A 25,478-nucleotide genomic window follows, 5' to 3' on the forward strand; every position below is an offset into this window, starting at 1 on the left:
GGAACATGAAAAACAGACTATTTTCTTTGATATGCCTACTGGTCATATCTATGTCGCTAAAAGCAGGTGACAACGTTATTATTCCAATTTCGACCGATAATATCAGCCTTATATATAAGGTAGGTAATAATGGCCGTTTATATCAATCGTATCTAGGCCAGAAGCTCCGGTTCAATAGTGATATCGATCAACTACCTTTGGGTGGGGAAGCCTATCTTGCACATGGTATGGAAGACTATTTTGAACCGGCTATCCGCGTTTTGCATAATGATGGTAACCCATCTCTATTGCTAAAATATATATCTTATGAGACTAAACAACTTCAGCCGAACGTAACGGAAACAATCATCAAACTTAAGGATGATGTATACCCTGTAACAGTCGATCTTCACTTTGTTTCTTATGCAAAAGAAAATATCATCAAATCTTTTACAGAGATTTCGCACCAGGAGAAAAAGCCCGTCACGTTATATAACTATGCTTCTTCACTTCTCTATATGAATAGTGAAAAATACTTCCTGACTGAATTTGCAGGAGATTGGGCACATGAAGTAAATATGACCGAACAACAACTTTCATTTGGAAAAAAAGTATTGGATACAAAGCTTGGAAGTCGTGCAAATATGTTTAATTCTCCATTCTTTTTATTGTCTTTGAACGAAAATGCCAGGGAAAATGAAGGAGAAGTTCTTTTCGGAACGATCGGTTGGACTGGAAATTTCCGTTTTACATTCGAGGTTGACAACGAAAACAAATTACGTATCCTATCAGGTATAAATAACTATGCATCAGAATATTCACTAAAGTCCAATGATATATTCCGAACTCCTGAATTTATCTTTACTTTCAGTGCAGAAGGAAAGGGCAGAGCTAGTCGTGATTTTCATAAATGGGCTCGCAAATATCAGGTAAAAGATGGTGATAAATCACGTCTTACTTTGCTGAATAACTGGGAAGCTACCTATTTCGATTTTAATGAAGACAAGCTGGTCGATATCATGGATGAAGCAAAGGAGTTGGGTGTCGATATGTTCCTACTGGATGATGGTTGGTTTGCTAACAAATATCCCCGTAGCAGCGATCGTCAGGGATTAGGAGACTGGGGAGAAACCGTAGAAAAATTACCGAACGGCATCGGTAAACTGGTGAAGGAAGCAACTGATAAAGGTATAAAATTCGGTTTGTGGATCGAGCCGGAGATGGTTAATCCGAAGAGTGAATTGTATGAAAAACATAAAGATTGGGTAATCCATTTACCTAACAGAGACGAGTATTATTTTAGAAATCAGTTAGTATTGGATCTTAGTAATCCGAAAGTACAGGATTATGTATTTGGAATTGTTGACAACCTGATGACAAAATATCCGGGTATTGCCTATTTCAAATGGGATTGTAACAGTCCGATCACTAATATTTATTCTCCGTATCTGAAAGACCAACAATCTCATCTTTATATTGAACACGTAAGAGGATTCTACAATGTGCTTGAACGTGTTAAGGCCAAATATCCCAACCTGCCGATGATGCTTTGCTCCGGTGGTGGTGGACGTACGGATTATGAAGGTTTGAAGTATTTCACGGAATTTTGGCCGAGCGATAATACCGATCCTATTGAACGTATCTTTATCCAATGGGGATATTCTCATTTCTTTCCTTCAAAGACAATGGCTGCACATGTTACAAGCTGGAATAAGAGTGCCAGTATAAAGTTCCGTACTGATGTGGCTATGATGGGTAAACTCGGATTTGACATCCGCACTCATGAGATGACTCCGGCAGAGCAAGAGTATTGTAAAGGAGCGGTTAAGAACTTCAATCGCTTAAGTGGTACGCTTATGGACGGTGACCTGTATCGTTTGGTCTCTCCTTATGACGGCAATCATTCTGCAGTTATGTATGTTAATGAAACCACCGATAAGGCTGTCCTTTTTGCATTTGATGTTCATCCCCGTTACGGTGAGATTTTACAGCCGGTTCGTCTGCAGGGATTGAATCCAGAAACTCAGTATGAAGTAAAGGAAATCAACCTGGTACCGGGAACAGAGTCAAACCTGAGATGCAACGGAAAGACTTTTTCCGGGGAACTGCTTATGAAAGTGGGTATTCCAGTGTTCTCGGGCAAGCAATTGACAAGCCGGGTTATTGAAATTTCGAAAGTAAAGTAATCAATATAAGTTGATAAACAAAACGGAGAGGCTTACCTGATAAACCTCTCCGTTTTTATTCCCTAATAAGTAAACCATCATCTTTCTTCCTTCGCCAGCAGAGTCACACTTAAAGAGGCGCAACATAGTAATACTCCAACGCCGGCTGTTCCTGCCCAACCGAACATCTGCCAAGCCGTACCGGAAAAGAATGTGCCTAACGAACCTCCTATAAAATAAGTTGTCATAAAGATTGTATTGACCCGGTTTGAGGCAGACGGACATAATTCAAAAATACTTGATTGGTTACTTAACTGGATACATTGCATACCTATATCGATAATAATTATACCTATTATAATAGAAGTATAATAGTTTCCACCCCAATAAAGCAATAACCAGGAAAACAGGATCAACCCGCATCCCCAGAAATTAAAACGCCTGACACCCACTTTTTTTACATATTTTCCTACAAGTGAAGCCGATAAAGCCCCGGCTACTCCGCAAAGTCCCAACATCCCGACGACATCGCTATTTGCAAAAAAAGGAGCCTGTCCCATCTTAAACGCCAGGCACGACCACATGGCCAGAAAAGAACCGAATGCGAACCCGGACCGGATTGCATAAATCTTCAGGGAAGGGAATTCTTTCAACAGCGAAAACAAGGATTTCATAAGTTCCGAGTATTTCCCTTTAAAAGTAGGTTGTATATCAGGCAGAACCGTAATTACAACAATACCACATACAACCATCAGGCCAGCAGCAATATAATACATTTCCCGCCAACCAAACAGGTCACCGACCAGCCCACTTATTACCCTCGATACCAATATTCCGGAAAGCAATCCGGAAACGACCAACCCTACATTTCGTCCCTTATTTTCCGGTTTGGAGTAAAGAGCTGCTATAGGAATAAATATTTGCGGTATCATTGAACAGATCCCTGTAAACAAGGATGCAATAAGAATGATCTGAATATTGGGAGCCAAAGCAATACTTAGCAATGATACGGTCAGGATAGTGAAGTTCGTAATAATGATCGTTTTACGTTTATACATATCAGCCAATGGCACAACGAACAATAACCCCAATGCATAACCAACCTGTGTAATCATAGCAATCAGATTGGTGGTAAATTCGGATACGTCGAGATCCTGACGTATCATGTTCAGAAGTGGCTGATTATAGTAAAGATTGGCTACCGAAATGCCGGCTACAATAGATAATGTCCATAATATCAATGGAGGAAGGCCTCCGTTTTCTTTCAATGTTTGTTTCATATACCACTTTTTAATGCGGCAAATTTACCCCAAATATTTGAAACTCCGAAGTCTTTACCCTATGTGATATACCTTCTCTGTAAGTATATAGAGATATTCAAATAATTAGCTATATTTGCCAGTAACTAAAACAAAAAATAAATATGCTTGATCAAATTAACGAGATACTCCAAAATACAACTATTACACCGGCTACTGCGGCTGTAAAACTATTTGTCAGCTTTTTGCTGGGGGCTGTTATTGGTATAGAACGCCAGTTTCGTCGTCGTGAGGCAGGAATGCGCACCTTTACCTTGATTTGTATGGGATCAGCGGCAGCCATGCTTATTTCCATCTGGATACCTCAATGTTATCCTGACTTTCTGAATGGAGATCCGGGACGTATTGCCGCACAAGTACTTACCGGAATCGGCTTCTTGGGAGCAGGCGCTATTATGCAGAGTCACGGAAGTATTCACGGACTGACTACAGCGGCTTGTATCTGGGTCGTTGCAGTTATCGGACTGGCTGTAGGAGCAGGGATGTATATTCCGGCATTAATCGGTACGGGCTTGACACTTGTTATATTAGTCAGCCTGGAAAGACTTGAAAGAAGGATGTTCCTGAACGGTGTAAACAAAATACTGACAATTATTTGTACAACATCGACCCCGGATTTGAAAGCAGTCCGTAAAATACTGGAAGGAAAAAACATTTATATCGTAAGTGTTTCGTTTGAATCTATGTATGAGCAGAATAAGGCGATCATTACCTATAAAGTAAATGTTAAGGCACAGTCTTCTTACATGAATTTATTTAGTGAGATAAGAACCTTGGGATATGTTTCTCAAATAAGATTGATGGCCTAAGCCATCAATCCAATTCATCTTTCAGCATTCGTCCTGCTATCCGGGCTGCATCAGCCACATATTTGCTGCAAGGACGTTTGGCATAATATTCTTTTGTTCTTTCGGAAGGGGCAGGAGCTGTCTGGTTGGCTTGAGCCTCGGGCAAAAGACTGCGGCAAATAATCGTACCATGTTTTTCCTTGAAAATGTTAGACATTTTCTGCACCATTGCATAATTCTTTGTTCTGGCTTCCTGGTCATTCTGGTCCAATACAGGATATTTAAACCCGGCTAGCATAGCCATAGCACTTACCGTTCCACATACTTCCCGCATCCGGCCTACACCGCCACCGAAAGAGACAGACATTTTTTTTGCCATATTCAGATCCAGTTCGAAAACATCCGAATAGGCCAGGAATACAGACTGTGCGCAGTTGTATCCCGATTCAAAGTTCTGAACAGCGCTTTTTGCCCGCTCTTCAATATCAAAATCTTTCATAAAGCCTTATTAATACTCGTAGTCAACACAAGCTCTGTCTGCTTTTACCGGACCGATAATACCCTTTGATACTGCTACGTGTTCGGGGTGGTTTGCGTATGTCTTCACATCCTCCAGTGAATCGAGTTCCGTTGTAAGGATAACGTCCCATGTTTCTTCCGGATTTACATTAAAATCGACACGGATCATACGTAATATGTCGATCTTGTCGATCAAAGCTTCCAAACCAGTTTTAATTTCCTGCATTTTAGCCTGTTTGTCGGCCGGAGTTGCAAACTCTGTCAGTTTAAACATTACAATGTGTCTTATCATAAACGCTTTTATTTAAATTACATTTGTTCTTCCAAATATGAATCTTTGTATCCCAGGAAATATAATATTCCGTCCAGCCCGATCGTTGAAATCGACTGTTTGGCGGTTGCTTTTACTTTTGGTTTCGCATGGAAAGCAATGCCCAAACCGGCTATACTGATCATAGGCAAGTCGTTGGCACCGTCACCAACCGCTACGGTCTGACGGATATCCACATTTTCAACCTGAGCGATCAAACGAAGCAATTCAGCTTTCCGTTTACCATCGACGATATCTCCGATATGGCGTCCCGTCAACTTACCGTCTACCACTTCAAGCTCGTTTGCATATACATAATCTATATTGTATTTCTGTTTCAGGTAGTTTCCGAAATAAGTAAATCCCCCGGAAAGGATTGCGATCTTGAAGCCCACCTTTTTAAGAATACGCATCAGGCGATCAACCCCTTCAGTGATAGGCAAATTTTCTGCAATATCCTGCATAACAGAGACATCCAATCCTTTTAATAAGGCGCAACGTTGCCGGAAACTTTCGCTGAAATCTATCTCTCCACGCATAGCCGATTCCGTAATAGCCTTCACCTCGTCGCCAACACCGGCACGGATAGCCAACTCGTCGATCACTTCCGTTTCGATCAGGGTCGAATCCATATCAAAACAGATAAGACGGCGCATACGGCGATACATACTTTCCTCCTGGAAAGAGATATCCATTACTTGTTCGGAGGAGAGTTTCATAAACTCAGCCTTCATCAGCTCTTTATCACGCGGTGTGCCGCGAACGGAAAATTCCACACTCGCCTTGGGAGTCCGTGAGTTTTCATCCAAAGGAATACGTCCTGTCAGACGTTTGATGTCATCGATATTCATTCCCTGGTCGGCAACAATACGAGTGACACCCGCTATTTGCTTTGCCGTCAGCATACGTCCCAGAATGGTTATAATATACCGGTTCTTTCCCTGCATATTCACCCATTTGGAATATTCTTCTTCTGTAATAGGATTAAAACGAATATTTACATCCAATTCATAACTTTTGAAGAGTAATTCTTTCAAAATATCACCTGAATTTCCTCCGCAACTCTGGAAAAGAATACCTAATGATAAGTTGTTGTGAATATCAGCCTGACCGATATCAAGAATGACAGCATTATTCTTTGCCAGAATTTCGGTAAGGGCGGCGGTGACGCCCGGACGGTCAGCTCCGTTTATATTTATCAGTATAATTTCGTCTTTTAGTCCCATGTTTTTTGTTTTATAAGGCAAAGGTAAACAAGTTATATGCAAATTCAGGCATTCGAATAAACAAAAATTCAAATAGAATTGTTATTTTTACAGAGATGTTATATATAATTTAGAACCTGGCAACCTTAATAAGTCCTGACTGGCAGGCAAATCGAGATGAAAATTCAGTTTGAAATTAAGGAAAAACTGCCTGAGATTATTGCCGAAATACGGCATTCAGACAAATGGCAAACAAAAGTGGTTGAAAAAACACATGGCTTGGAAAGAGTTACGATTAAAGATCCTAACTATGATTCAGAAGCATGTATTGAAATCTGGGAACATGAGATTCACATCCGAACAGCATGGTCTAACTACACGTATCGTGTTTTTAAGCAAGGCAACGCTTACTGGTGTGAATATATCGGTGCTTATCGCGGGTTGTTGGAGCAGACGTTACTACCTACATTGACTCCCAAAATGAACATCCTCGACTCTGTAGTTGTGGAAAGTTCATTGACAGGAAACAAAAAGGAAACGTTGCGTACTTACAGTACGGAAAACCTGAAGTTGAAAAACTTCCGTCGGGATAATTTCAAAGCAGAGTATAATATGACATCACTGCAAGACCATCCGACGATCGTTTACGACGAATATATAAAAGAGGGAATGCCTATGCCTTCTCCTTATAAAGAATAACAAAACTAAGATAAAGTCCGATTTATAGTCGGACTTTATCTCCTTAAAACCAGACTTAATGTTCTTATTTTTCCTTCTCATGTTAAAATAGCATCTATTCTACCCCTGTTTTAAAAGCAAATTATTGTTAACTATCTGCTATAAAACAGCTATTTTCCTAGATTTTCATGCAATAAAACATATAAAAAACCTTGCATTTCACTCGATTTATGTTATATCGTTTGGAAGGAGAGACTCTTTACCTGTATCTTTGCCACCGTTAAAAACAAGAACGTAATTCCTTAGCGAAGGAAAAGCACTTGTTTACTTTCCTGAAAATCAGGAGTCGGGCATAAAGGAAAACTGACAAAGAACCGCCTGCAGACCGGTAATTATCCGTAGGAGATTATGTTCCGATTAAGTTTAACGTAAAAATTACATTATGAAGGTAAGAGCTTATGTTCTCATTGTAACGGTTGCATTGGCAACAATGTCGTCCGCTACAAAAGAAGCGAGACCTACCGTGGGTACTAATCCTGGTGATCTGGCTCCGAGAATAGAGTCTTTAGGAAATGAAAGTAATATTAGTTTCCAAAATCATTCCGGGCGTTACACGTTGCTGAATTTCTGGGCAGCTTACGATGCTGAATCGCGGGCCCGTAACGTTAAATTATGGAATGAAGTTAATAAACTAAGTTCGGATAAAATTGCCATGTATTCTGTTTCTCTCGACGAGAAAGAATCAATCTTTACCGAGACGGTAAAGGCAGACAAGCTTAGCGGCACAAAGCAATTTCGTGAAGAACTGGGGAAAAAGTCAGAGTTGTATGGAAAGTTTAACCTGCAAAAAGGTTTGAAGAACTTTCTGATAGACGACAAAGGAGTGATCATTGCCGCAAATGTAACTCCGGATCAATTGGCTGAAGTTATGAATAAGATTTAATCAGTAGATTATTATTTAAAAAGAGCTGTTCTACCCAACAAGAACAGCTCTTTTTTTTGTATTTTTGCTTCCAATTTATTACCAAACAAATAAACACAATAAAAATGTACAAACAATTTTTTGCAGCTTGTTCCCTTACCGGAGCATTATTGCTGAGTGCATGTTCGCCCACAACGCCTGTGGCACATGATGTATCTATTATTCCTATCCCCAAAGAGATCAAGAATGTCAATGGCGAGTTCACTTTGAAAGACGGCATGAATATCGGTGTTGCCGACAAGCAATTATTACCGGCAGCCAACTATCTTTCCGGCCTGTTATCCCGTGCAACCGGCTATATATATAATGTACGCGAAGGAGATGGCGACATTTCCCTTGCAGTCAGTGATATTGCAGGGCAAAACGAAGGAGCCTATACTTTGGATGTGTCTTCCGGTAAAATTCAGATCAAAGGAAATACGTATGGCGGCGTAATCTCCGGTATCGAATCGCTTCGCCAGCTTCTTCCGGCAGAGATCGAATCACCGGAAGTTGTAGCGGATATTACCTGGAGTGTTCCGGCCGTCCGGATCACAGACGCACCGCGTTTCGGTTGGAGAGGGATGATGCTGGATGTTTCACGTCATTTCTCAACGAAAGAAGAAGTGAAAGAATTGCTCGATATGATGGCTCTCTATAAGCTGAACAAATTCCACTGGCATCTGACCGACGACCAGGGTTGGCGTATCGAAATAAAGAAATATCCGTTGCTTACGGAAAAAGGAGCCTGGCGTACCTTTAACAGCCAGGACCGCGAATGCCTGAGACGGGCTAAAGCGGAGGATAATCCGGACTTTGAATTGCCGGCAGAGAAGCTGCGCATTACACAAGGTGATACTTTGTACGGAGGTTTCTATACCCAGGATGATATCAAAGAGATCGTGGAATATGCCGGCGTTCGTGGTATCGACGTAATTCCTGAAGTGGATATGCCAGGGCACATGCTGGCTGCTGTAAGCAACTATTCAGGTGTTTCCTGTTTCAATGAAACTGGCTGGGGATCTATTTTTTCGTCGCCGGTTTGTCCGGGTAAAGACTCGGCCCTCGAGTTTTGTAAAAATGTTTACAGCGAAATAATCCCTCTTTTCCCTTATAAATATGTCCATCTGGGTGCGGATGAAGTGGAAAAGACAAACTGGAAGAAATGTCCGGATTGTCAGAAACGGATGAAGGATAACGGGCTGAAAACAGAAGAAGAGTTGCAGGCCTGGTTCGTTCATAATATGGAAAAATTCTTCAACGAGAACGGAAAAGAGATGATCGGTTGGGATGAAATCCTGGAAGGCGGACTTTCTCCGACGGCAACAATTATGTGGTGGCGTACCTGGCATCCGCAATCGGTTCCTGATGCAACGGCACAAGGCAACCATGCTATTCTTTCACCGAACGCTAATTTCTACTTCGATTACCAACAGGATAAAAATTCACTGCCGGGCGTTTACAACTTCAATCCGATGCTCGAGTCGCTGAATGATGCACAAAAGGCTTTGATCATGGGTATTCAGGCTAATCTGTGGTGTGAATGGATTCCGTCGTTCGAACGGGTACAGTATATGATTATGCCCCGTATGATGGCAATGGCCGAACTGGCATGGAGCGATCCTTCCGTAAAGAGCTGGGACGGTTTCAAAGAAAGAATGGTGAAACAGTTTCCGCGCCTGAACATCATGAATGTAAATTATCGTATGCCGGACCTGGAAGGTTTCAACAACACGAATGCTTTCATTGGCGAAGGAACTGTTACGATAACCTGTCTTGATCCAAGTGCGGAAATTCATTATACAACCGACGGCAGTATCCCGACATTGGAATCTCCGCAGTATACAGAACCGATCAAGGTAACGGAAACAACCGACTTTACCTTCCGCACTTTCCGTCCGAACGGGAAGAAAGGCGATATCGTAAAGACCCGTTATATCAAGAGCGAGTATGCTCCGGCTGTAGAAGCAACTCCTTCAAAGAAAGGTTTGCAGGCGGTATGGCATGAGTTCAAAGGCAATAAATGTGCAGATATTGAAAAGGCTCCGGTCAATGGCACTTATGAAGTGTCTGAAGTAACTATTCCGGCAGATGTAAAAGGTAATATCGGTCTGGTTGTATCCGGTTATTTCAATGCTCCTGAAGATGGTATTTACACCTTCAACCTGATGTCCGACGATGGCAGTACGCTGACGATCGACGGGGAAATGGTTGTCGATAATGACGGCCCTCATTCTCCGCGTGAAGTGGTAGGCCAGAAAGCATTAGCGAAAGGTTTGCATCCGATTCAGGTGAAATACTTCGACAGCAACGGCGGCCTGCTTCAATTGAAGGTACTGACTGCCGATGGTAAAGAAATACCTGTTAATGCTGATATGTTTGTTTATTAAGAAAGATAAGGCATAATCTCAAAAATCCCCGTAAAGAAAGGTAATAACTTCTTTACGGGGATTTTCTATTATTTCTCTTATTGCTTATTATCTTTAAACCTACTACCAACTAATCCTTTAGTTATAACTTATAAACTGAAAGACCTTCGTCGTCAAGCTTTGCGACGGCCATCGTTAAGCTTGATGACGGTGCTCGGTAAGCTTAACGACCAAGGTCGTTAAGTGAATAGGATATAATGTTCGACTTAATCGGTCCTGACTTACGGGCTAATGGTCATAAGTATAAGTACTAATAATAAGTAATATGAAAAAAATAAAGGTGAAGGGTTTAAGCCAACCCTTCACCTTTTCAGGAAACCCTTCACCTGTATTTTGAACGTTTTATAGACTGTTTTACAACGCATTAACCTCTGAAAGGTGAACGGTGAACAGTTTGAACGTTGTTTTTACTATGTAGAGTAAAGAACGAGTGATAAAACAAGTTCATTTATTCCAGACAACAGCATAATGTTTATCTCAGTGCTTCCACTTCTTCCGTGTGCAAAGGTATCTTTTTACCGAGCAGACGGGCACCGTCTTCAGTAATCAGGTAATCTTCTTCGTTACGGATACCGCTGAAATCTTTATAAGTTACCAGTTTTTCGTAATTGATAAATTCGGTAAACTTATTCTGGCCTCTCCACAAATCCATCAGTTCAGGGATAAAGTAAACACCCGGTTCGATAGTAAGAACGAAGCCCGGTTCCAGTTTACGTCCCAGGCGGAGGGACTTACGACCGAATTCCGTACTCTTCGGCTGTCCGTCGTAACCAACATATACTTCACCCAGATTTTCCATATCATGTACATCCAATCCCATCATGTGCCCCAGTCCACACGGCATGAACATAGCGTGAGCACCAGCCTTTACAGCTTCCATCGGATCCCCTTTAACGAAGCCAAGATCTTTCAGACCTTCCATGATCACTTTACAAGACAACTCATAAACATCTACAAAAGGAATGCCCGGACGTAATGCTGCCACAGCAGCCTCGTGTGCAGCCACCTGGATATCATAAATATCTTTCTGACGGGTAGTGAATTTTGAGTCGGCAGGAATGGTAGACGACATATCACCGGCATAACCCATTTCTGTTTCTGCACCGGCATCCAACAGCAGCATATCGCCACTCTTAATCATATTACTATGATCATGGTTGTGCAATGTCTGGCCATTGATCGTTGCAATAATAGGGAAGGACAGTTGATAGTCGTTTGCAAAAGCCACTTCAGCAACAGCTGCTGCCACTTCGCTTTCCCGGATTCCCGGACGAACGGTACGCATTGCAGTCAAATGCATATCGGCTGTTACCGTACAAGCCTTTTCTATTTCAACGATTTCTTCGGCCGTCTTATAATTACGCTGGTTAACAACGCCCATGATAAAAGGAACGGAAGGTTGTTCTGTGCCCGGTACTATACCCAGCCATTGGAACAGTTTGATCTGATGTTCGGCACGGTAAGTAGGCAGGTAATGAACACGCTGGCTTTTCTGCTGTGCAGCTTTCAGGTATGTTTCTATTTCTTTAAACGGACGAACTTCGGTAATACCGGCAGCTTCACTCTTTTCTTTCAGGGTAGGCTGCGTACCCATCCATACGATTGCATCGATGGTCAGTTCGTCGCCGAAAATAATTTCTTTATCGTTGTCAATATCGATGATGGCAGACAATCCGGCGTAGGGAAGTCCGAAGAAATATAAGAAGGTGGAGTCCTGGCGGAAGTGGTATGTATTATCTGCATAGTTCATACCCGATTCATCATTTCCGAGGAAAAGCAACAAACCTGAACCGATAGTCTGTTTCAGTTTAGCCCTGCGGGCCATATACGTTTCTTTGCTAAACATAACTTTAGGATTTTATTTATTGCTACCAAAGATAGTAATTAATATAAACTAACAGGCATCTATTAAAAAATATTTCTTACATTGGCGTCACGAAATTAAACCTTGCATACATTATGAAGATTCAGCAGATACAAGAACTTACTGAAGCGACCGTAGCATGCGGAAGCGATAAGCTAGACTATGAAGTGCAATGCGCTTTTGCCAGCGACCTGATGAGCGATGTGCTGACGGTGGATTGTAATGAAGTAATTCTCATCACCGGACTATGCAATCTGCAAACGATCCGTACGGCCGAAATGGCAGATGTTTCCTGCATCCTTTTCGTCAGAGGGAAACGGGCGACGGACGAGATGTTGACAGTAGCGGCGGAAAACAATATGATTCTGCTGGAGACGGAACATTCCATGTATCATACAATAGGGGAGTTATACAGTTGCGGCCTTTTGCCTGTATTTTAAAGAAAGGAGAAAATCTGTATGCAATTTAGTTTTGAACTGGAAGGGGGAAACTTCTCAAAAGCCGGATACGCATCCAGCCAGATAAAGAAGGTGTTGAAGCAATTATCAATCGATTCCCGTATCATAAAAAGGATCGTTGTCGCTTTATATGAGGCGGAAGTCAACGTGGTAGCCCATGCCTGGCGCGGAAATGTATCTGCTACATTGGATGCCGACAAGATAACTCTGGTACTGAAAGACGAGGGACCCGGTATTCCTGATATATCCCAGGCTATGCAGGAAGGTTTTTCTACTGCTTCACCGGCTGTACGGGAGATGGGATTCGGTGCCGGAATGGGGCTTCCTAATATGAAGAAAAATGTGGACGAACTAACAATAGAGAGCCAGGTAGGCGTAGGAACGACTGTACGCATGATTACCTGGTTCGCAACAAAGGAGTAATGCATCATGGAGAAAACCAAATTTTATCATGCCCTGAAGATCGATAACGATCGTTGCATCGGCTGCACCCATTGTATGACGAAATGTCCTACACGGGCAGTCCGTATCCGCGATGGAAAAGCTGTGATCCGCAAAGACTGGTGTGTCGATTGCGGTGAATGCCTGAAAGCTTGTCCGACGGAAGCGATCTCTGTGGAACAGGATGACTTCCAGAAAATATTTGGTTACGAGTGCCGTGTGGCCTTGGTTCCTACGGTTTTTATCGGTCAGTTCTCGAAATATACAACAGAAGAAGAGATATTCAGTGCGCTGTATGAGCTTGGATTTACTCATGTCTATCAGGTCGAATTTACAGCCGACATGATACATCGCGAAATGCTCCGGCAAATGGAACTTGCCGAAGAGAAGCCGGTAATCAGTTCTTTCTGTCCGGCTATTGTGCGCCTGATACAGATCCGTTTCCCGGCACTGGTCGATAATATCCTGCTGGTGAAAACTCCGGTGAATGCGACGGCAACTTATTACCATCAGGTATTGACGGAAGAAGGATACGAGCCGGAGCAGATCGGCCTCTTTTACGTCACACCTTGTGCCGCCAAAATTGCAGCCCTGAAAGGGGAAGATGGATATTCTTCCACAATCAACGGGGTGATCAATATGGATACATTATATAATAAGGTATATCATATCCTACAAAACCGTTCGAAGGGCTACAAACCCGAATGTGTTCTTCCGCCGGCACTCACTAAGAAAGAAATGCGGTGGAGCCAGACAGGAGGGGAGGCTAAACACTTCTCCGGACGTTGTCTTGCCATCGATGAAATACATAATGTGATCGATTTCCTGGAACGGATGGAAACCACCAACGAGATTCGTAATGTTGACTTTCTCGAACTTCGTGCCTGCGACCGTAGCTGTGCCGGAGGTGTACTTGCCGTTGCTAACCGTTTCCTGACTTCCGAGCGGATCATGAAACGGTCGATGAAACGTGACAAGGCTCCGCTTATCTATGCCTCCGAACGTTTCGGCGCTTTGGCTTATTTGAAACAGCACATTACCATCCGTCCGCTTCAGCCTAATCCGAAACTGCTTTATGATGGCAGTATCGAAGAAGTATTGAAGAAGATGGAACAGGTGCGTCGCCTGATGTGTTACCTGCCGGGTATCGACTGCGGGGCTTGTGGAAACCCGAACTGCCAGAGCTTGGCTGAAGACATAGTACGCCATGAAGCTCAGTTCAGCGACTGTGTCTTTATGCAGCGTAACATGGAGAAGCATGGTAAACTGGATCAGGAACATGCCTTCCGTCTGATTGAAAAGACCTGGGGGAAAGATCGTTTAAATAAGGATTGTTATAAGAAAGGAGCAAAATATGAAGGTCAGTGATCTGATAAAAGAACTGGAACTTACAGTTTTCTGCGGAGAGGAGAACCTGAATACGGAGATAAAAGGTGGTTATACCAGTGATCTGTTGAGTGACGTAATGGGACATATGGAAGAGGGGATGCTGTGGATAACCATGCAAACCCATCAGAATATCGTAGCTGTCGGCACACTGAAAGATGCAGCAGCCGTGTTGGTAGTCAACGGAGCTTCACCGGATGAAGAAACATTGCAGAAGGGCAGAGAAGAAGGAATTCCCGTTTTGGGCACATCGCTTTCTGCTTTCATCGCTTCCGGTAAGATCTATCAACTCCTGCAAAAGACATGACGCTTTACCGGGCTGATTTACACATTCATACTTGCCTTTCGCCTTGCGGAAGTCTGGATATGAGTCCTACGGTCATTGTCGAAACAGCGCTTGCCCGTGGATTGGATATCATTGCCATAACCGACCATAACAGTACTTTGCAATGTTGCGAAATACAGGCCTTGGGGGCAGAAGCCGGACTGACGGTCTTTGCCGGTGCGGAAGTTTGTACCCGTGAAGAAGCACATTGTCTGGCTTTGTTCGGAACTGAAGATTCCCGGGCTACTTTTCAGGAATACCTCGACCGGCATCTTCCGCCTGTCCCGAATGATCCCGAACGTTTTGGCGATCAGGTTTGGGTGAACCGGAACGATGAAATAATGGGAGAGGCTCCGTATCTTCTGATCTCTGCACTCGATCAAAATGTAAATCAGGTAGCTGCCTTTGTCAAAAAGCTGGGCGGACTCTTTATTGCGGCGCACGTGGAGCGGCCTTCTTTTAGCCTGATCAGCCAACTGGGGTTTATCGATCCGTCATTGCCTTTAGATGCTATTGAATATACGGATGCTTCACGTTTTGCCCGTTTACAATCCGAACAGAAGTATCTTTCGAACTATACGTCGTACCCGGCTTCCGATGCTCACTACCCGGAGCAGATCGGAACTAAACCTTGTCTGATACAGGCTTCGGAACCTTTATTCGATAACCTGAAGATGGCTTACAGGAAGAGCCGGGGCCATGCAATATATTCCGCTAATCCGCTATAATAATGAATACGCTCACATTCCATATTACCGATATAGCTTCCAATAGTGTACGTGCCGGAGCAACCCGGATTCTTTTGGAGATCCGTATCGATGAAGATTCCGCAACGATCCGTATTGCCGATAATGGCTGTGGGATGGATGCCGAAACAGTCTCACGTGTTACCAGTCCGTTTTATACGACCCGTACAACCCGCAAATTCGGATTGGGAATCCCTTTCCTTATTCAGAATGCGGAGCAGACAGGCGGGAGCGTAAAGATTGTATCCCAACCAGGCGAAGGTACGGAGGTTACGGCATGTTTTAATATCTCTCATATAGACTGTCCGCCCTGGGGAGACTTGCCAGGAACCGTAGCTATGTTGATAACCGGTAATCCTGGGATCAATGTGCGTTTTATGTATAAAAAAGGAGAGCAGGAATTTGAACTGAGTACGGAAGAACTTCTAAATGTCTTTGAAGACATCCCACTCAATCATCCAAGAGTCATACTTTCAGTGAAAGAAATGATTGCTGAAAATCTGACTTGATTAGCGATGACCGGTCTTCGCTTTGTAATAGTCGAACCGTTGTATAACTTCGCGAACATAATTGAATGTTTCCGATCCACGCAGGTAACCATGCTTGCAGACCGGATCGTTATAGTATTCCGGATCGCTTTTTAGACGGATATATTCTGCCACATTATCTTCCCAGACCAACGGGTTCTTCCCGTATTTTTCCGCCAGCCGTTGTGCATCGTAAATATGTCCGATACCTGCATTGTAAGAAGCCAGTGTAAATTTGATCTTTTCCTGTGGGTCTGTTATTTCTGAAAAACCTTGACGAAACTTTCGCAGGCAGTCCACTCCGGTACGGATACCGATATCGGGATCTTTCAGTTCGTGCGGAGTAACACCAAGTGCCCGGGCTGTGTTCGGCATAATACCCATCAGACCTTCGGCACCTGCCCATGAAACAACCGAAGGATTGAAATGCGACTCCTGATAAGAAATGGAAGCGAGTAGTTGCCAATCCCATCCTATATTCTTGGAATGCTTTTTAAACAGGTCGTCGTATGGGGAGATATGTCCGTTCTTTACGGGGGGCAGATCGACGGTCAGCGGTTGTTTACTTAACTCGAAATATCGCTTCATCGCAGCTTTATAGACATGTGAACCTGATTTATCGGAGGCCCAGGCATTGATTGCTTCTGCCAGCTTCGGACTGGTTTTACGAACCAACCAGGAAGAGCGTTGCATAAAGCTGACTTTCAGTGAAACGTTGATGTTCCAGAAATAAGTCTTATTCAGGCGGGCAATGTTATCGTCGCTGATAGTGTAAGGGATCTCTCCCTGCGAAACCATCGATATCAGGTCTTCGGTGGTGATCGTGTCTTTTTCTATATCTTTTATATGGATACCACCACCCAATTCTTCATCCAGGTTTTTCAAACGTTGGAAGTATTTGGTCGCCGGCTTTACATAGATGTCTTTGCCGATAAGCTGTGTTACGTCTGTAAGGATTGTGTCGCCTTTGTTGGCACGCTGCACCAATACCTGGCTGGTTTGTTCTTCACGTCCACAATAAAGGTAGTCTTCTTTCAATTTATTGTTCACCAGGATAGGGTAAGCTACGACATCAGCTTCACCCGCTTCGAGCATTTCGATCAGCCGGGTTGCGTTTTCCGCCACTTTGATATTCAACTTTAAGCCTTCGGAACGTGCAAAGTCTTTGATCAGATCGTATTCGTATCCCATCGGTTCCATCTTATACTGGAAGTAAGAGGTGGAACTGTAAAGTGTAACGGCCGTGATCTCGCCGGCAGCCTTCAACTGAGGAAGGTCCATAGATACCAAATCGTCTTCCTTTTGCTCTTGTTGCTTATTGCCGAAACAGCTACTCAAAAGCAAAGCGATATACAAAAGGGAGACGATTTTCCTATACATTGTTATATATGTTATTCTTTCTTTTCCAGTAATACTACATTTTCCACATGATGCGTATGTGGGAACATATCTACGGGCTGTACCTTTTTTACGGCATATTTCACATCGAGCAGGCTTAAGTCGCGTGCCTGTGTTGCCGGGTTACAGCTGACATAGACGATACGCTCCGGTTCGGCAAAGAGGATGGTGTTGATTACATCATCGTGCATGCCGGCACGTGGCGGATCAGTAATAATAACATCCGGACGGCCATGTTGGTTTATGAAATCGGCTGTAAGAATATCTTTCATATCGCCTGCATAGAAGAGTGTATTTTCAATCTTATTCAGGGCTGAATTTACTTTTGCATCTTCAATGGCTTCAGGAACATATTCTATCCCAATGACTTTCTTAGCCTGGCGTGATACGAAATTAGCGATCGTACCGGTTCCTGTATATAAGTCGTACACCATTTCGTTTCCGGTCAGTCCGGCAAACTCGCGGGCTATCTTATACAGGTTATAGGCTTGTTCGCTGTTTGTCTGATAGAATGATTTTGCTCCGACTTTGAATTGAAGGCCTTCCATCTCTTCGATGATATGGTCTTTACCACGGAAAACACAAATCTCCTGATCGGTGATCGTGTCGTTACACTTTTCATTTATTACATATAATAAGGAAGTGATTTCCGGGAATTGTTCAGCGACATGGGATAATAAAGCTTCCCGGCGCTCTTTGTCTTCATGATAGAATACAACGACTACCATCAAGTCGCCAGTCGATGCTGTGCGGATCATTAATGTACGCAGGAAACCTTCCTGATTTCTCAGATCATAGAAAGGATAACCTTCGTGTGTCAGGCTATAGTTCTTAATACAAAGACGGATGCGGTTTGAAATATCATCCTGCAACCAACATTTGTTGATATCTAGCACTTTGTCGAACATTCCGGGAATATGGAAACCGACACCGTTCATGCAATCGAATGTAGCTCCGGACTTTACTTCTTCTTCCGTCAGCCACTTCTTATTGGAGAAAGTATATTCAAGTTTGTTCCGGTAGAAAGTGGTGCGTTCAGATCCCAGGATAGGGAAAATCTCTTCCATTTTTATCTTTCCGATACGAGTCAGATTGTCGATTACCTGCTTGTGTTTATACTTTAGCTGCTCCTCGTAGGGGAGATGTTGCCATTTACACCCGCCGCAAACACCGAAATGTTCACAGAAAGGGGTACTGCGTTCCGTAGAATACTCGTGGAAGTATACTGCTTTACCTTCGGCATAACTATTCTTTTTACGGGTGAGTTGGATATCGACAATATCGCCGGGAGCGACGAAAGGAACAAAAACCACTTTGTCATTCACTCGTGCAATCGCTTTACCTTCAGCGGCTACGTCTGTAATTGTTACCTTTTCCAACAAGGGTAACTGCTTCTTATTTCTTGCCAATTTTATCTGTGTTTAAAATTTTCGCCACGCAAATGTACATATTTAGCTGATATGAATACTAAGGAATGGTTATAAAACATATAAAATTAATTAACTTTCCATATCCTGTGTACTCGCAAATAGCATATATTTGCATCATTGCAATGTAGAGATAGCAAAACTGAAATCTAATAAATAAAAACAGTCTGACAACATGGAAAAGAAAAGAGTTTACACATTCGGAAATGGAAAAGCCGAAGGTAAAGCGGATATGAGAAATCTGCTGGGTGGTAAAGGTGCAAACCTTGCCGAAATGAATTTAATTGGTGTTCCGGTTCCTCCGGGATTTACAATCACTACAGATGTCTGCTCGGAATATTATGAACTGGGCCAGGAGAAAGTAGTAGAGTTACTGAAGTCGGACGTTGAAAAGGCTATCGCTAATGTAGAAACGTTGATGAACTCCAAGTTCGGAGATGTAGAAAACCCATTGTTGGTTTCTGTCCGTTCAGGAGCACGCGCTTCTATGCCGGGTATGATGGATACGATCCTTAACTTGGGATTGAACGACGAAGTAGTAGAAGGGTTGACACGTAAAACAGGCAATGCTCGTTTTGCATGGGATTCTTATCGCCGTTTTGTGCAAATGTACGGTGATGTTGTTTTGGGTATGAAACCGACCAGTAAGGAGGATATCGACCCGTTTGAAGCCATCATCGAAGAAGTAAAAGAGGCCAAAGGCGTGAAGTTGGATAACGAACTGACCGTCGACGACCTGAAAACATTGGTGGTTAAATTCAAAGCTGCCGTTAAGAAGCAAACCGGAAATGACTTCCCGACATGTGCCTACGAACAATTGTGGGGTGCTGTTTGCGCTGTATTCAACTCATGGATGAACGAACGTGCTATCCTCTATCGCCAGATGGAAGGTATTCCTGCCGAATGGGGAACAGCGGTTACTGTTCAGGCTATGGTGTTCGGTAATATGGGTGAAACTTCTGCAACAGGTGTGTGCTTCTCTCGCGATGCCGGTAATGGTGAAGACCTGTTTAATGGTGAGTATCTGATCAATGCGCAGGGTGAAGACGTTGTAGCCGGTATCCGTACTCCGCAACAGATCACAAAAATCGGTTCACAGCGTTGGGCCGAACGTGCAGGTATTCCTGAAGCAGAAAGAGTAGCTAAGTATCCTTCTATGGAAGAGGCTATGCCGGAAATCTATAAGGAATTGGATGCTTTGCAAACAAAACTGGAAAATCACTACCGTGATATGCAGGATATGGAATTTACTGTGCAGGAAGGCAAACTATGGTTCCTTCAGACTCGTAACGGTAAACGTACCGGCTCTGCTATGGTTAAGATCGCTATGGATCTGCTTCACCAGGGTATGATTGACGAAAAAACAGCATTGGCCCGTATCGAACCTAATAAGTTGGATGAACTGCTTCACCCGGTATTCGATAAGGCTGCTCTGAAAAAAGCGAAAGTACTGGTTAAAGGATTACCCGCTTCTCCGGGTGCTGCTACCGGCCAGATCGTGTTCTTTGCTGAAGATGCTGCCGAATGGCATGCTGCAGGAAAACAGATCGTATTGGTTCGTATCGAAACATCTCCTGAAGATCTTGCCGGTATGGCTGTGGCTGAAGGTATCCTGACTGCCCGTGGTGGTATGACATCACATGCTGCCGTAGTTGCCCGTGGTATGGGTAAATGTTGTGTATCCGGTGCAGGTGGCCTGAATATCGATTATAAGAAAAAGACAATCGAAGTAGGAGGTGTTACACTGAAAGAAGGTGATTTCCTTTCTATCAACGGTTCTACCGGAGAGATATTTGAAGGTAAAATAGAAACGACTGCAGCTGAACTTTCTGATGACTTTGCAGAATTGATGAAACTGGCTGACAAATATACAAAACTACAGGTTCGTACCAATGCGGATACTCCTCATGATGCAGAAATAGCCCGTGCATTCGGTGCCAGTGGTATCGGATTATGCCGTACGGAACATATGTTCTTTGAAGGTGAAAAGATCAAGGCTATGCGTGAAATGATCCTGGCTGAAGATGCAGAAGGACGTAAGAATGCATTGAAGAAAATCTTACCTTATCAGCAAGCTGACTTCAAAGGTATTTTCAAGGCTATGCATGATCTGCCTGTCACTGTCCGCCTGCTCGATCCTCCTTTGCACGAGTTTGTTCCTCACGATCTGAAAGGCCAGGAAGAAATGGCTGCTGCTATGGGAGTTTCTGTAAAGACTATCCAGCAGCGTGTAGAATCGCTTTGCGAACATAACCCGATGTTGGGGCATCGTGGTTGCCGTTTGGGTAATACCTATCCTGAAATCACAGAAATGCAGACACGTGCCATCTTAGGCGCAGCATTGGAATTGAAGAAGGAAGGTATTGTTGCTAAACCGGAAATTATGGTTCCGCTGACAGGTATCTTGTATGAGTTTAAAGAACAGGAAAAAGTAATCCGTGATGCTGCAGAAAAGTTATTTGCTGAAGTTGGAGATCGTATCGAATTTAAAGTTGGTACAATGATCGAAATTCCGCGTGCTGCTTTGACTGCCGACCGTATCGCATCTTCTGCCGAATTCTTCTCATTTGGAACAAACGACCTGACTCAGATGACATTTGGTTATTCTCGTGACGATATCGCCTCTTTCCTTCCTATCTATCTGGAAAAGAAGATCCTGAAGGTAGACCCGTTCCAGGTATTAGACCAGAATGGTGTTGGTCAGCTCGTAAGAATGGCAACAGAAAAAGGTCGTGCCATCCGTCCGGATCTGAAATGTGGTATTTGCGGCGAACATGGAGGTGAACCTTCTTCTGTTAAGTTCTGCCACAGAGTCGGTTTGAACTATGTTTCCTGCTCTCCGTTCCGTGTGCCTATTGCACGTATCGCAGCGGCTCAGGCAGCGATAGAAGATTGAGATTTACTTGTAATAAATAAGTGATAAATCGATAAATTAAGAAGGGTATTTTTTTTGAATATCCTTCTTAATTCGTTTTAAAATATTACTATTATAAGGCATTTATTTCGTTATCTTCAAATTATAATTACATTTGTATTAAATATTTCATTTTATCTATTAATATAGTAAAGACTTATGGCACGTAAAGTAAATTATTCAAAGAAGATCGAGAAAATTAAAGCTCAGCTAGATGAGTTATCTGTAGAAATTGAGAATGGAGCTAAGAATGAAGATGTTGTGGTAGAACAGAAAATAAAAATATCCGACATCGATTTCGAAAGTGAAGAAGTTGCAACATTGATGAAAATCCAGGCTCGTTTATTACGCGTAATTCAAGCAAAACTAAAAGGATAAAACTTTGTATTTATACCTGTTAAAGAAGGATATTCTATTTCAGAATATCCTTCTTTTGTGTTAATAAGCTTCATATCCTACGCTTGATTGAACCAAAACATATTTCTAAATGTATTATGTAGACAAATAATTAAAAATAGTTGGTTATGAAAGCTGATTTATTCAAAGTAACGCAAGTAATGGCATTAATAGGTATGATCCTTTTTTTTGCAGAATGTAGTAAAAACACAATAATACTGGATATCGGAAATGAAAACAAGCCATCGGGATCGGGTGGAAGTAATCCGGATGGCACAAGCCTGATCACATTTAATGCCTCTATTGAAGATCGTAATTTACTCACGCGGGCTATGTCGCCAATGAATCAAGGTATAAAAAGTACATTATATGCCTTTGAGCCCTCTGCACAAAACGGTACAAAACAAACACCATCGGCTCAGGGATTGTATGTAACATCTTCTCCGGGAGTATTAGCCGGAGTAAATGGATACAAAATGTATCTGGAAAATGGCGTTTTCGATTTTTATGCAGTGTCTGATAATTTCTCAACCATACCTCCGAGATTTTTATCAGGAAAGTCGGAGCCTTTATTTAACGGAATAGATTATTTATGGTGGCACAGTCCTAATCTGGATGTGGCAAGTACTCAGGTAAATATTCCAATCGTATATTTACACGCAGCAACCCAGGTCGTTATTGAAGTAACGGAAGGAGATGGTATTAAATTGAATAAGCTGGTTTCAGCAATGATAACTCCTCCGTACCCGGGGGCCAGTATGGATTTGGCAACCGGAGCTATCTCTCCGGCTACAACTTTGGATTCTCCAGATAAAATGGGTGTAAATGGCTCTTTGGCGCAATACATTATGCTCCCTCTGAAAATTTCGACTCCTTTATCTCTCACAATGGATGTGATGGTTAATGGAGAAAATACATTACGAACTTATGCAGTGGATGTTCCGGTTCCGGAAGGAGAACTAAAAGCGGGTAATTCCTATTTGTTTAATGCAATAATAGATGGAAATACGGTTACATTTTCAAGTGTAAATGTGAAAAACTGGACAGAAGTGGATGAAACGGGAAACCCTCTTTATCCCACTTTGAAGTAATATTTCCCCCTCGTTTGCCTCTTTTAGACAGAGCGATTGAAATTTAAACGATAACTAATCTTTGTCAAACGACTTAAGATTCAAGAATAAAAGAGGAATACTTCAGATAAATGTTCCTCTTTCTATTTATATTTCTTTATAAATTATTGCCGGTATAAAGATAAAATACCGTATATTTGTTACTTGATGAAATAAAAAAAACAATATCAACGTATGGAGCGGTATTTAATAATTAAGACGAGGGATGAGTTGTTACGAATAAAGATAGGGCAGATACTCTACTTTGAAGCTGACAGAAATTATACTAAATTACTATTATCCAATGGGATCCAATTTACGTTTGCTATTAATATCGGTAAAATAGAAGAAATTCTTGAAAAGCAGGTAGCCGGCTGTAACAAGATATTAATGAGAGTTGGAAAAAGTCATATCATCAATAAAAATCATATTTTGCAGATCAATTTACCTAAACAAAAACTGCTATTATTAACTGAAGAGGGTAAACCTCGTGAACTTATAATATCAAAAGATCCTTTAAAAGTGCTAAAAGAATCGTTGGAAAAGGAGATGGGTAAATCAGAAGAACCAAAAGAAATTAAAGATGAAGATTAAAATTGGTAAAGCTGAAGATAATGATTTTATAGTTAATGATCCTCATGTAAGTAGACATCATGCTTGTCTGGTTCGTGAGGATCATGGCTGTTGGTTGTTGGAAGATCTCGGCTCTACTAACGGAACTTTCGTCAATGGCTCACAGATCGTCAAAAAGCGTGTTACACCGACAGATAAGATCGTGCTTGGAACCGGATATATATTGAACTTGTCTGAAGCATCGAAATCTAATAATGATTATAGTGAAGAGTTTGCAGCATTGAAGAATGTATATGATAATTACATTCAAGCAAAAGTTAAGATACAATCTGCTAACCAATTCAAAACAAGGTTATTTCAATCATTACCATTTGCTTTACCTGGTATAATAGGCGTTATAATAGGTTTCTTAGGCAAGGGGAGTCCTGAGTTGTTTGGATTGAGTTTGTTCATTACTATTTGTGCACCAACAGTAGGTATCTACCTGGGTGCGAAGCAAGCTTCCAAGACCCCACAGCAGCTGCAAGATATAGCAAACCAGTTCAAAATAGATTATGTTTGCCCTAAATGTGGTACTTTTCTTGGTGAAATACCTTGGGAATCGCTAAGAAACAGAAAGCAATGTCCTGTTTCTTCCTGTAAAGCGAAGTGGGTCAATGAATAAGTTTCGTATCTCAAAAGGGCACCGTTTGTACAGAAAACCCAATCCTTTGATTATAAGAGAGAATTAGATATTTATTAATCCATTACTTTTCCTACTTTTGTTTCCAGAAAGATTATTTAATTCAAACCAGTATGCAAGAGGAGGAATACACATTCGTTACACTCGACGGTGACGACTCCGTATTTAGTGATGCGGTAGTTGTAGATGTGGATGGGGAAAATGATTTATCTGATGTCGTGGTTATCGACAACGATAGTATGGATGTTTCAGATTTTATTACATTATCTGATGATACTATAATGTTGTCTGATGCTGATATGCATGATACTTTCTCTACTGATATCGATGAAGCTGATTTATCATTTATGCTATGATTTCAGTTAGATGTCCACATTGTCACGTAGGATTAAAGGTAGACGAGGGGAAATTACCCCTCGATCTTACCTCCTTTAAATGTCCGAAGTGCAAACAGCCGATTCCTGTCTCTTTGCTTCAACTGGGAAAGAATGATATTGATGCAGATCAGGATACAATTCTTGTTAATCCGGTATCGAACAGTACGGGACAACTAACAGTTGTGAGTGATTCGGCAACTCCCGAACAAATTTTTCCTCTCTATGAAGGTATTGCAATCGTTGGTCGTAAGTCTAATGCGTCCAGTGCAACAATAGGAATCGTGACCGCCGACAAATCAATGAGCCGGGAGCATATACGAATAGAAGTTAAAAAAGACCCCAAAGGGGGATATAAACATTATCTTTCTGACAATAATAGTAAGAACCATACGTTATATAATAGCAATTACCTGGAGAATGGAGAAGTAGTAGTGCTAAAAAATAATGACGAGATCATTATCGGCCATACTGTTCTTCGATTTAATGAATAAAATTTGTTCGT

At 42.2% G+C, this 25,478-nt stretch carries 25 protein-coding genes; 18 read left to right on the top strand and 7 right to left on the bottom strand.

Translation table 11 applies throughout. The annotated features are described in order from the left end of the window. Positions 1–5 precede the first annotated feature (5 nt). Entirely contained in the window at positions 6–2,165 is a 2,160-nt protein-coding gene (locus tag BQ7394_RS10795; protein ID WP_075557445.1) for an alpha-galactosidase, read from the top strand. A 77-nt stretch (positions 2,166–2,242) separates the two neighbouring features. Here the strand turns inward: BQ7394_RS10795 and BQ7394_RS10800 are convergent, their stop codons facing one another. Then, positions 2,243–3,424 carry an MFS transporter gene (locus BQ7394_RS10800; RefSeq protein WP_075557446.1) on the bottom strand — a complete coding sequence of 394 codons (1,182 nt, stop codon included), beginning with the start codon at positions 3,422–3,424 and terminating at the stop codon, positions 2,243–2,245. 143 nt (positions 3,425–3,567) lie between these two features. On the opposite strand from BQ7394_RS10800, the gene BQ7394_RS10805 reads away from it, so the two are divergent. Further along, a complete protein-coding gene (locus BQ7394_RS10805; RefSeq protein ID WP_075557447.1) occupies positions 3,568–4,272 on the top strand; it encodes an MgtC/SapB family protein in 705 nt (234 codons plus the stop codon). A 4-nt stretch (positions 4,273–4,276) separates the two neighbouring features. Here the strand turns inward: BQ7394_RS10805 and BQ7394_RS10810 are convergent, their stop codons facing one another. Genes BQ7394_RS10810 through serB form a run of 3 tightly spaced genes read right to left on the bottom strand, consistent with a single transcriptional unit; the run spans position 4,277 to position 6,306 of the window. After that, positions 4,277–4,750, bottom strand: a complete 474-nt coding sequence (locus BQ7394_RS10810; protein WP_075557448.1) for a C-GCAxxG-C-C family protein — start codon at positions 4,748–4,750, stop codon at positions 4,277–4,279. Positions 4,751–4,759: 9 nt separating this feature from the next. Continuing rightward, positions 4,760–5,062 (bottom strand): Dabb family protein, encoded by a 303-nt coding sequence (locus tag BQ7394_RS10815; protein ID WP_075557449.1) that lies wholly within the window; start codon positions 5,060–5,062, stop codon positions 4,760–4,762. A gap of 17 nt (positions 5,063–5,079) precedes the next feature. Then, positions 5,080–6,306, bottom strand: a complete 1,227-nt coding sequence (gene serB, locus BQ7394_RS10820) for a phosphoserine phosphatase SerB (protein WP_075557450.1) — start codon at positions 6,304–6,306, stop codon at positions 5,080–5,082. A 156-nt stretch (positions 6,307–6,462) separates the two neighbouring features. Between serB and BQ7394_RS10825 the strand changes: the two genes are divergently transcribed. From BQ7394_RS10825 to BQ7394_RS10835, 3 genes are all read left to right on the top strand, one after another. Next, positions 6,463–6,984, top strand: a complete 522-nt coding sequence (locus BQ7394_RS10825) for a hypothetical protein (RefSeq protein WP_075557451.1) — start codon at positions 6,463–6,465, stop codon at positions 6,982–6,984. Between the two features lie 421 nt (positions 6,985–7,405). Then, positions 7,406–7,906 carry a thioredoxin domain-containing protein gene (locus BQ7394_RS10830; RefSeq protein WP_075557452.1) on the top strand — a complete coding sequence of 167 codons (501 nt, stop codon included), beginning with the start codon at positions 7,406–7,408 and terminating at the stop codon, positions 7,904–7,906. A gap of 104 nt (positions 7,907–8,010) precedes the next feature. Then, on the top strand, positions 8,011–10,314 hold the full coding sequence (locus tag BQ7394_RS10835; protein WP_075557453.1) for a family 20 glycosylhydrolase: 2,304 nt from the start codon (positions 8,011–8,013) through the stop codon (positions 10,312–10,314). Positions 10,315–10,825: 511 nt separating this feature from the next. Here BQ7394_RS10835 and BQ7394_RS10840 read toward each other — a convergent pair. Beyond that, on the bottom strand, positions 10,826–12,199 hold the full coding sequence (locus tag BQ7394_RS10840) for an aminopeptidase P family protein (RefSeq protein WP_075557454.1): 1,374 nt from the start codon (positions 12,197–12,199) through the stop codon (positions 10,826–10,828). Between the two features lie 113 nt (positions 12,200–12,312). Here BQ7394_RS10840 and BQ7394_RS10845 point away from each other — a divergent pair, with 113 nt between their 5' ends. The 6 genes from BQ7394_RS10845 to BQ7394_RS10870 are packed head-to-tail and all read left to right on the top strand — an operon-like array spanning position 12,313 to position 16,082. Then, entirely contained in the window at positions 12,313–12,657 is a 345-nt protein-coding gene (locus BQ7394_RS10845; protein WP_075557455.1) for a hypothetical protein, read from the top strand. Positions 12,658–12,675: 18 nt separating this feature from the next. Next, the gene (locus BQ7394_RS10850) at positions 12,676–13,098 is read left to right on the top strand and encodes an ATP-binding protein (protein ID WP_075557456.1); all 423 of its coding nucleotides are present in this window, start codon (positions 12,676–12,678) and stop codon (positions 13,096–13,098) included. Positions 13,099–13,104: 6 nt separating this feature from the next. Then, positions 13,105–14,484 carry a [Fe-Fe] hydrogenase large subunit C-terminal domain-containing protein gene (locus BQ7394_RS10855; RefSeq protein WP_075557457.1) on the top strand — a complete coding sequence of 460 codons (1,380 nt, stop codon included), beginning with the start codon at positions 13,105–13,107 and terminating at the stop codon, positions 14,482–14,484. Next, positions 14,471–14,809 (top strand): DRTGG domain-containing protein, encoded by a 339-nt coding sequence (locus BQ7394_RS10860; RefSeq protein WP_075557458.1) that lies wholly within the window; start codon positions 14,471–14,473, stop codon positions 14,807–14,809. The genes BQ7394_RS10855 and BQ7394_RS10860 overlap by 14 nt, the downstream gene beginning before the upstream one ends. Beyond that, positions 14,806–15,555 carry a PHP domain-containing protein gene (locus BQ7394_RS10865; protein WP_075557459.1) on the top strand — a complete coding sequence of 250 codons (750 nt, stop codon included), beginning with the start codon at positions 14,806–14,808 and terminating at the stop codon, positions 15,553–15,555. The genes BQ7394_RS10860 and BQ7394_RS10865 overlap by 4 nt, the downstream gene beginning before the upstream one ends. Before the next feature lie 2 nt (positions 15,556–15,557). Then, the gene (locus BQ7394_RS10870; RefSeq protein ID WP_075557460.1) at positions 15,558–16,082 is read left to right on the top strand and encodes an ATP-binding protein; all 525 of its coding nucleotides are present in this window, start codon (positions 15,558–15,560) and stop codon (positions 16,080–16,082) included. On the opposite strand, the gene BQ7394_RS10875 is transcribed toward BQ7394_RS10870, so the two are convergent. Continuing rightward, positions 16,083–17,480, bottom strand: coding sequence for an MltF family protein (locus tag BQ7394_RS10875; RefSeq protein ID WP_075557461.1), 1,398 nt, complete (start codon positions 17,478–17,480; stop codon positions 16,083–16,085). A gap of 11 nt (positions 17,481–17,491) precedes the next feature. Next, the gene (gene rlmD, locus BQ7394_RS10880; RefSeq protein ID WP_075557462.1) at positions 17,492–18,907 is read right to left on the bottom strand and encodes a 23S rRNA (uracil(1939)-C(5))-methyltransferase RlmD; all 1,416 of its coding nucleotides are present in this window, start codon (positions 18,905–18,907) and stop codon (positions 17,492–17,494) included. A gap of 193 nt (positions 18,908–19,100) precedes the next feature. On the opposite strand from rlmD, the gene ppdK reads away from it, so the two are divergent. The 7 genes from ppdK to BQ7394_RS10915 all read left to right on the top strand — a co-directional run bounded on the left by ppdK (position 19,101) and on the right by BQ7394_RS10915 (position 25,467). Then, positions 19,101–21,821 (top strand): pyruvate, phosphate dikinase, encoded by a 2,721-nt coding sequence (ppdK, locus tag BQ7394_RS10885; RefSeq protein ID WP_075557463.1) that lies wholly within the window; start codon positions 19,101–19,103, stop codon positions 21,819–21,821. Between the two features lie 177 nt (positions 21,822–21,998). After that, a complete protein-coding gene (locus tag BQ7394_RS10890; RefSeq protein WP_075557464.1) occupies positions 21,999–22,217 on the top strand; it encodes a hypothetical protein in 219 nt (72 codons plus the stop codon). A 146-nt stretch (positions 22,218–22,363) separates the two neighbouring features. Further along, a complete protein-coding gene (locus BQ7394_RS10895) occupies positions 22,364–23,326 on the top strand; it encodes a fimbrillin family protein (RefSeq protein ID WP_075557465.1) in 963 nt (320 codons plus the stop codon). 213 nt (positions 23,327–23,539) lie between these two features. Next, entirely contained in the window at positions 23,540–23,938 is a 399-nt protein-coding gene (locus BQ7394_RS10900) for a LytTR family DNA-binding domain-containing protein (RefSeq protein WP_075557466.1), read from the top strand. Beyond that, on the top strand, positions 23,928–24,581 hold the full coding sequence (locus BQ7394_RS10905) for an FHA domain-containing protein (RefSeq protein ID WP_075557467.1): 654 nt from the start codon (positions 23,928–23,930) through the stop codon (positions 24,579–24,581). The genes BQ7394_RS10900 and BQ7394_RS10905 overlap by 11 nt, the downstream gene beginning before the upstream one ends. A 131-nt stretch (positions 24,582–24,712) precedes the next feature. Then, positions 24,713–24,955, top strand: a complete 243-nt coding sequence (locus tag BQ7394_RS10910) for a hypothetical protein (RefSeq protein ID WP_075557468.1) — start codon at positions 24,713–24,715, stop codon at positions 24,953–24,955. Then, the gene (locus BQ7394_RS10915) at positions 24,952–25,467 is read left to right on the top strand and encodes an FHA domain-containing protein (RefSeq protein ID WP_075557469.1); all 516 of its coding nucleotides are present in this window, start codon (positions 24,952–24,954) and stop codon (positions 25,465–25,467) included. The genes BQ7394_RS10910 and BQ7394_RS10915 overlap by 4 nt, the downstream gene beginning before the upstream one ends. Positions 25,468–25,478 lie beyond the last annotated feature (11 nt).

It is taken from the genome of Parabacteroides timonensis (assembly GCF_900128505.1).
Lineage (GTDB): Bacteria > Bacteroidota > Bacteroidia > Bacteroidales > Tannerellaceae > Parabacteroides > Parabacteroides timonensis.

Coding starts and splice junctions, on each gene's coding strand:
- BQ7394_RS10795 (WP_075557445.1), top strand. CDS start 6: ATGAAAAACAGACTATTTTCTTTGATATGCCTACTGGTCATATCTATG.
- BQ7394_RS10800 (WP_075557446.1), bottom strand. CDS start 3,424: ATGAAACAAACATTGAAAGAAAACGGAGGCCTTCCTCCATTGATATTA.
- BQ7394_RS10805 (WP_075557447.1), top strand. CDS start 3,568: ATGCTTGATCAAATTAACGAGATACTCCAAAATACAACTATTACACCG.
- BQ7394_RS10810 (WP_075557448.1), bottom strand. CDS start 4,750: ATGAAAGATTTTGATATTGAAGAGCGGGCAAAAAGCGCTGTTCAGAAC.
- BQ7394_RS10815 (WP_075557449.1), bottom strand. CDS start 5,062: ATGATAAGACACATTGTAATGTTTAAACTGACAGAGTTTGCAACTCCG.
- serB (WP_075557450.1), bottom strand. CDS start 6,306: ATGGGACTAAAAGACGAAATTATACTGATAAATATAAACGGAGCTGAC.
- BQ7394_RS10825 (WP_075557451.1), top strand. CDS start 6,463: ATGAAAATTCAGTTTGAAATTAAGGAAAAACTGCCTGAGATTATTGCC.
- BQ7394_RS10830 (WP_075557452.1), top strand. CDS start 7,406: ATGAAGGTAAGAGCTTATGTTCTCATTGTAACGGTTGCATTGGCAACA.
- BQ7394_RS10835 (WP_075557453.1), top strand. CDS start 8,011: ATGTACAAACAATTTTTTGCAGCTTGTTCCCTTACCGGAGCATTATTG.
- BQ7394_RS10840 (WP_075557454.1), bottom strand. CDS start 12,199: ATGTTTAGCAAAGAAACGTATATGGCCCGCAGGGCTAAACTGAAACAG.
- BQ7394_RS10845 (WP_075557455.1), top strand. CDS start 12,313: ATGAAGATTCAGCAGATACAAGAACTTACTGAAGCGACCGTAGCATGC.
- BQ7394_RS10850 (WP_075557456.1), top strand. CDS start 12,676: ATGCAATTTAGTTTTGAACTGGAAGGGGGAAACTTCTCAAAAGCCGGA.
- BQ7394_RS10855 (WP_075557457.1), top strand. CDS start 13,105: ATGGAGAAAACCAAATTTTATCATGCCCTGAAGATCGATAACGATCGT.
- BQ7394_RS10860 (WP_075557458.1), top strand. CDS start 14,471: ATGAAGGTCAGTGATCTGATAAAAGAACTGGAACTTACAGTTTTCTGC.
- BQ7394_RS10865 (WP_075557459.1), top strand. CDS start 14,806: ATGACGCTTTACCGGGCTGATTTACACATTCATACTTGCCTTTCGCCT.
- BQ7394_RS10870 (WP_075557460.1), top strand. CDS start 15,558: ATGAATACGCTCACATTCCATATTACCGATATAGCTTCCAATAGTGTA.
- BQ7394_RS10875 (WP_075557461.1), bottom strand. CDS start 17,480: ATGTATAGGAAAATCGTCTCCCTTTTGTATATCGCTTTGCTTTTGAGT.
- ppdK (WP_075557463.1), top strand. CDS start 19,101: ATGGAAAAGAAAAGAGTTTACACATTCGGAAATGGAAAAGCCGAAGGT.
- BQ7394_RS10890 (WP_075557464.1), top strand. CDS start 21,999: ATGGCACGTAAAGTAAATTATTCAAAGAAGATCGAGAAAATTAAAGCT.
- BQ7394_RS10895 (WP_075557465.1), top strand. CDS start 22,364: ATGAAAGCTGATTTATTCAAAGTAACGCAAGTAATGGCATTAATAGGT.
- BQ7394_RS10900 (WP_075557466.1), top strand. CDS start 23,540: ATGGAGCGGTATTTAATAATTAAGACGAGGGATGAGTTGTTACGAATA.
- BQ7394_RS10905 (WP_075557467.1), top strand. CDS start 23,928: ATGAAGATTAAAATTGGTAAAGCTGAAGATAATGATTTTATAGTTAAT.
- BQ7394_RS10910 (WP_075557468.1), top strand. CDS start 24,713: ATGCAAGAGGAGGAATACACATTCGTTACACTCGACGGTGACGACTCC.
- BQ7394_RS10915 (WP_075557469.1), top strand. CDS start 24,952: ATGATTTCAGTTAGATGTCCACATTGTCACGTAGGATTAAAGGTAGAC.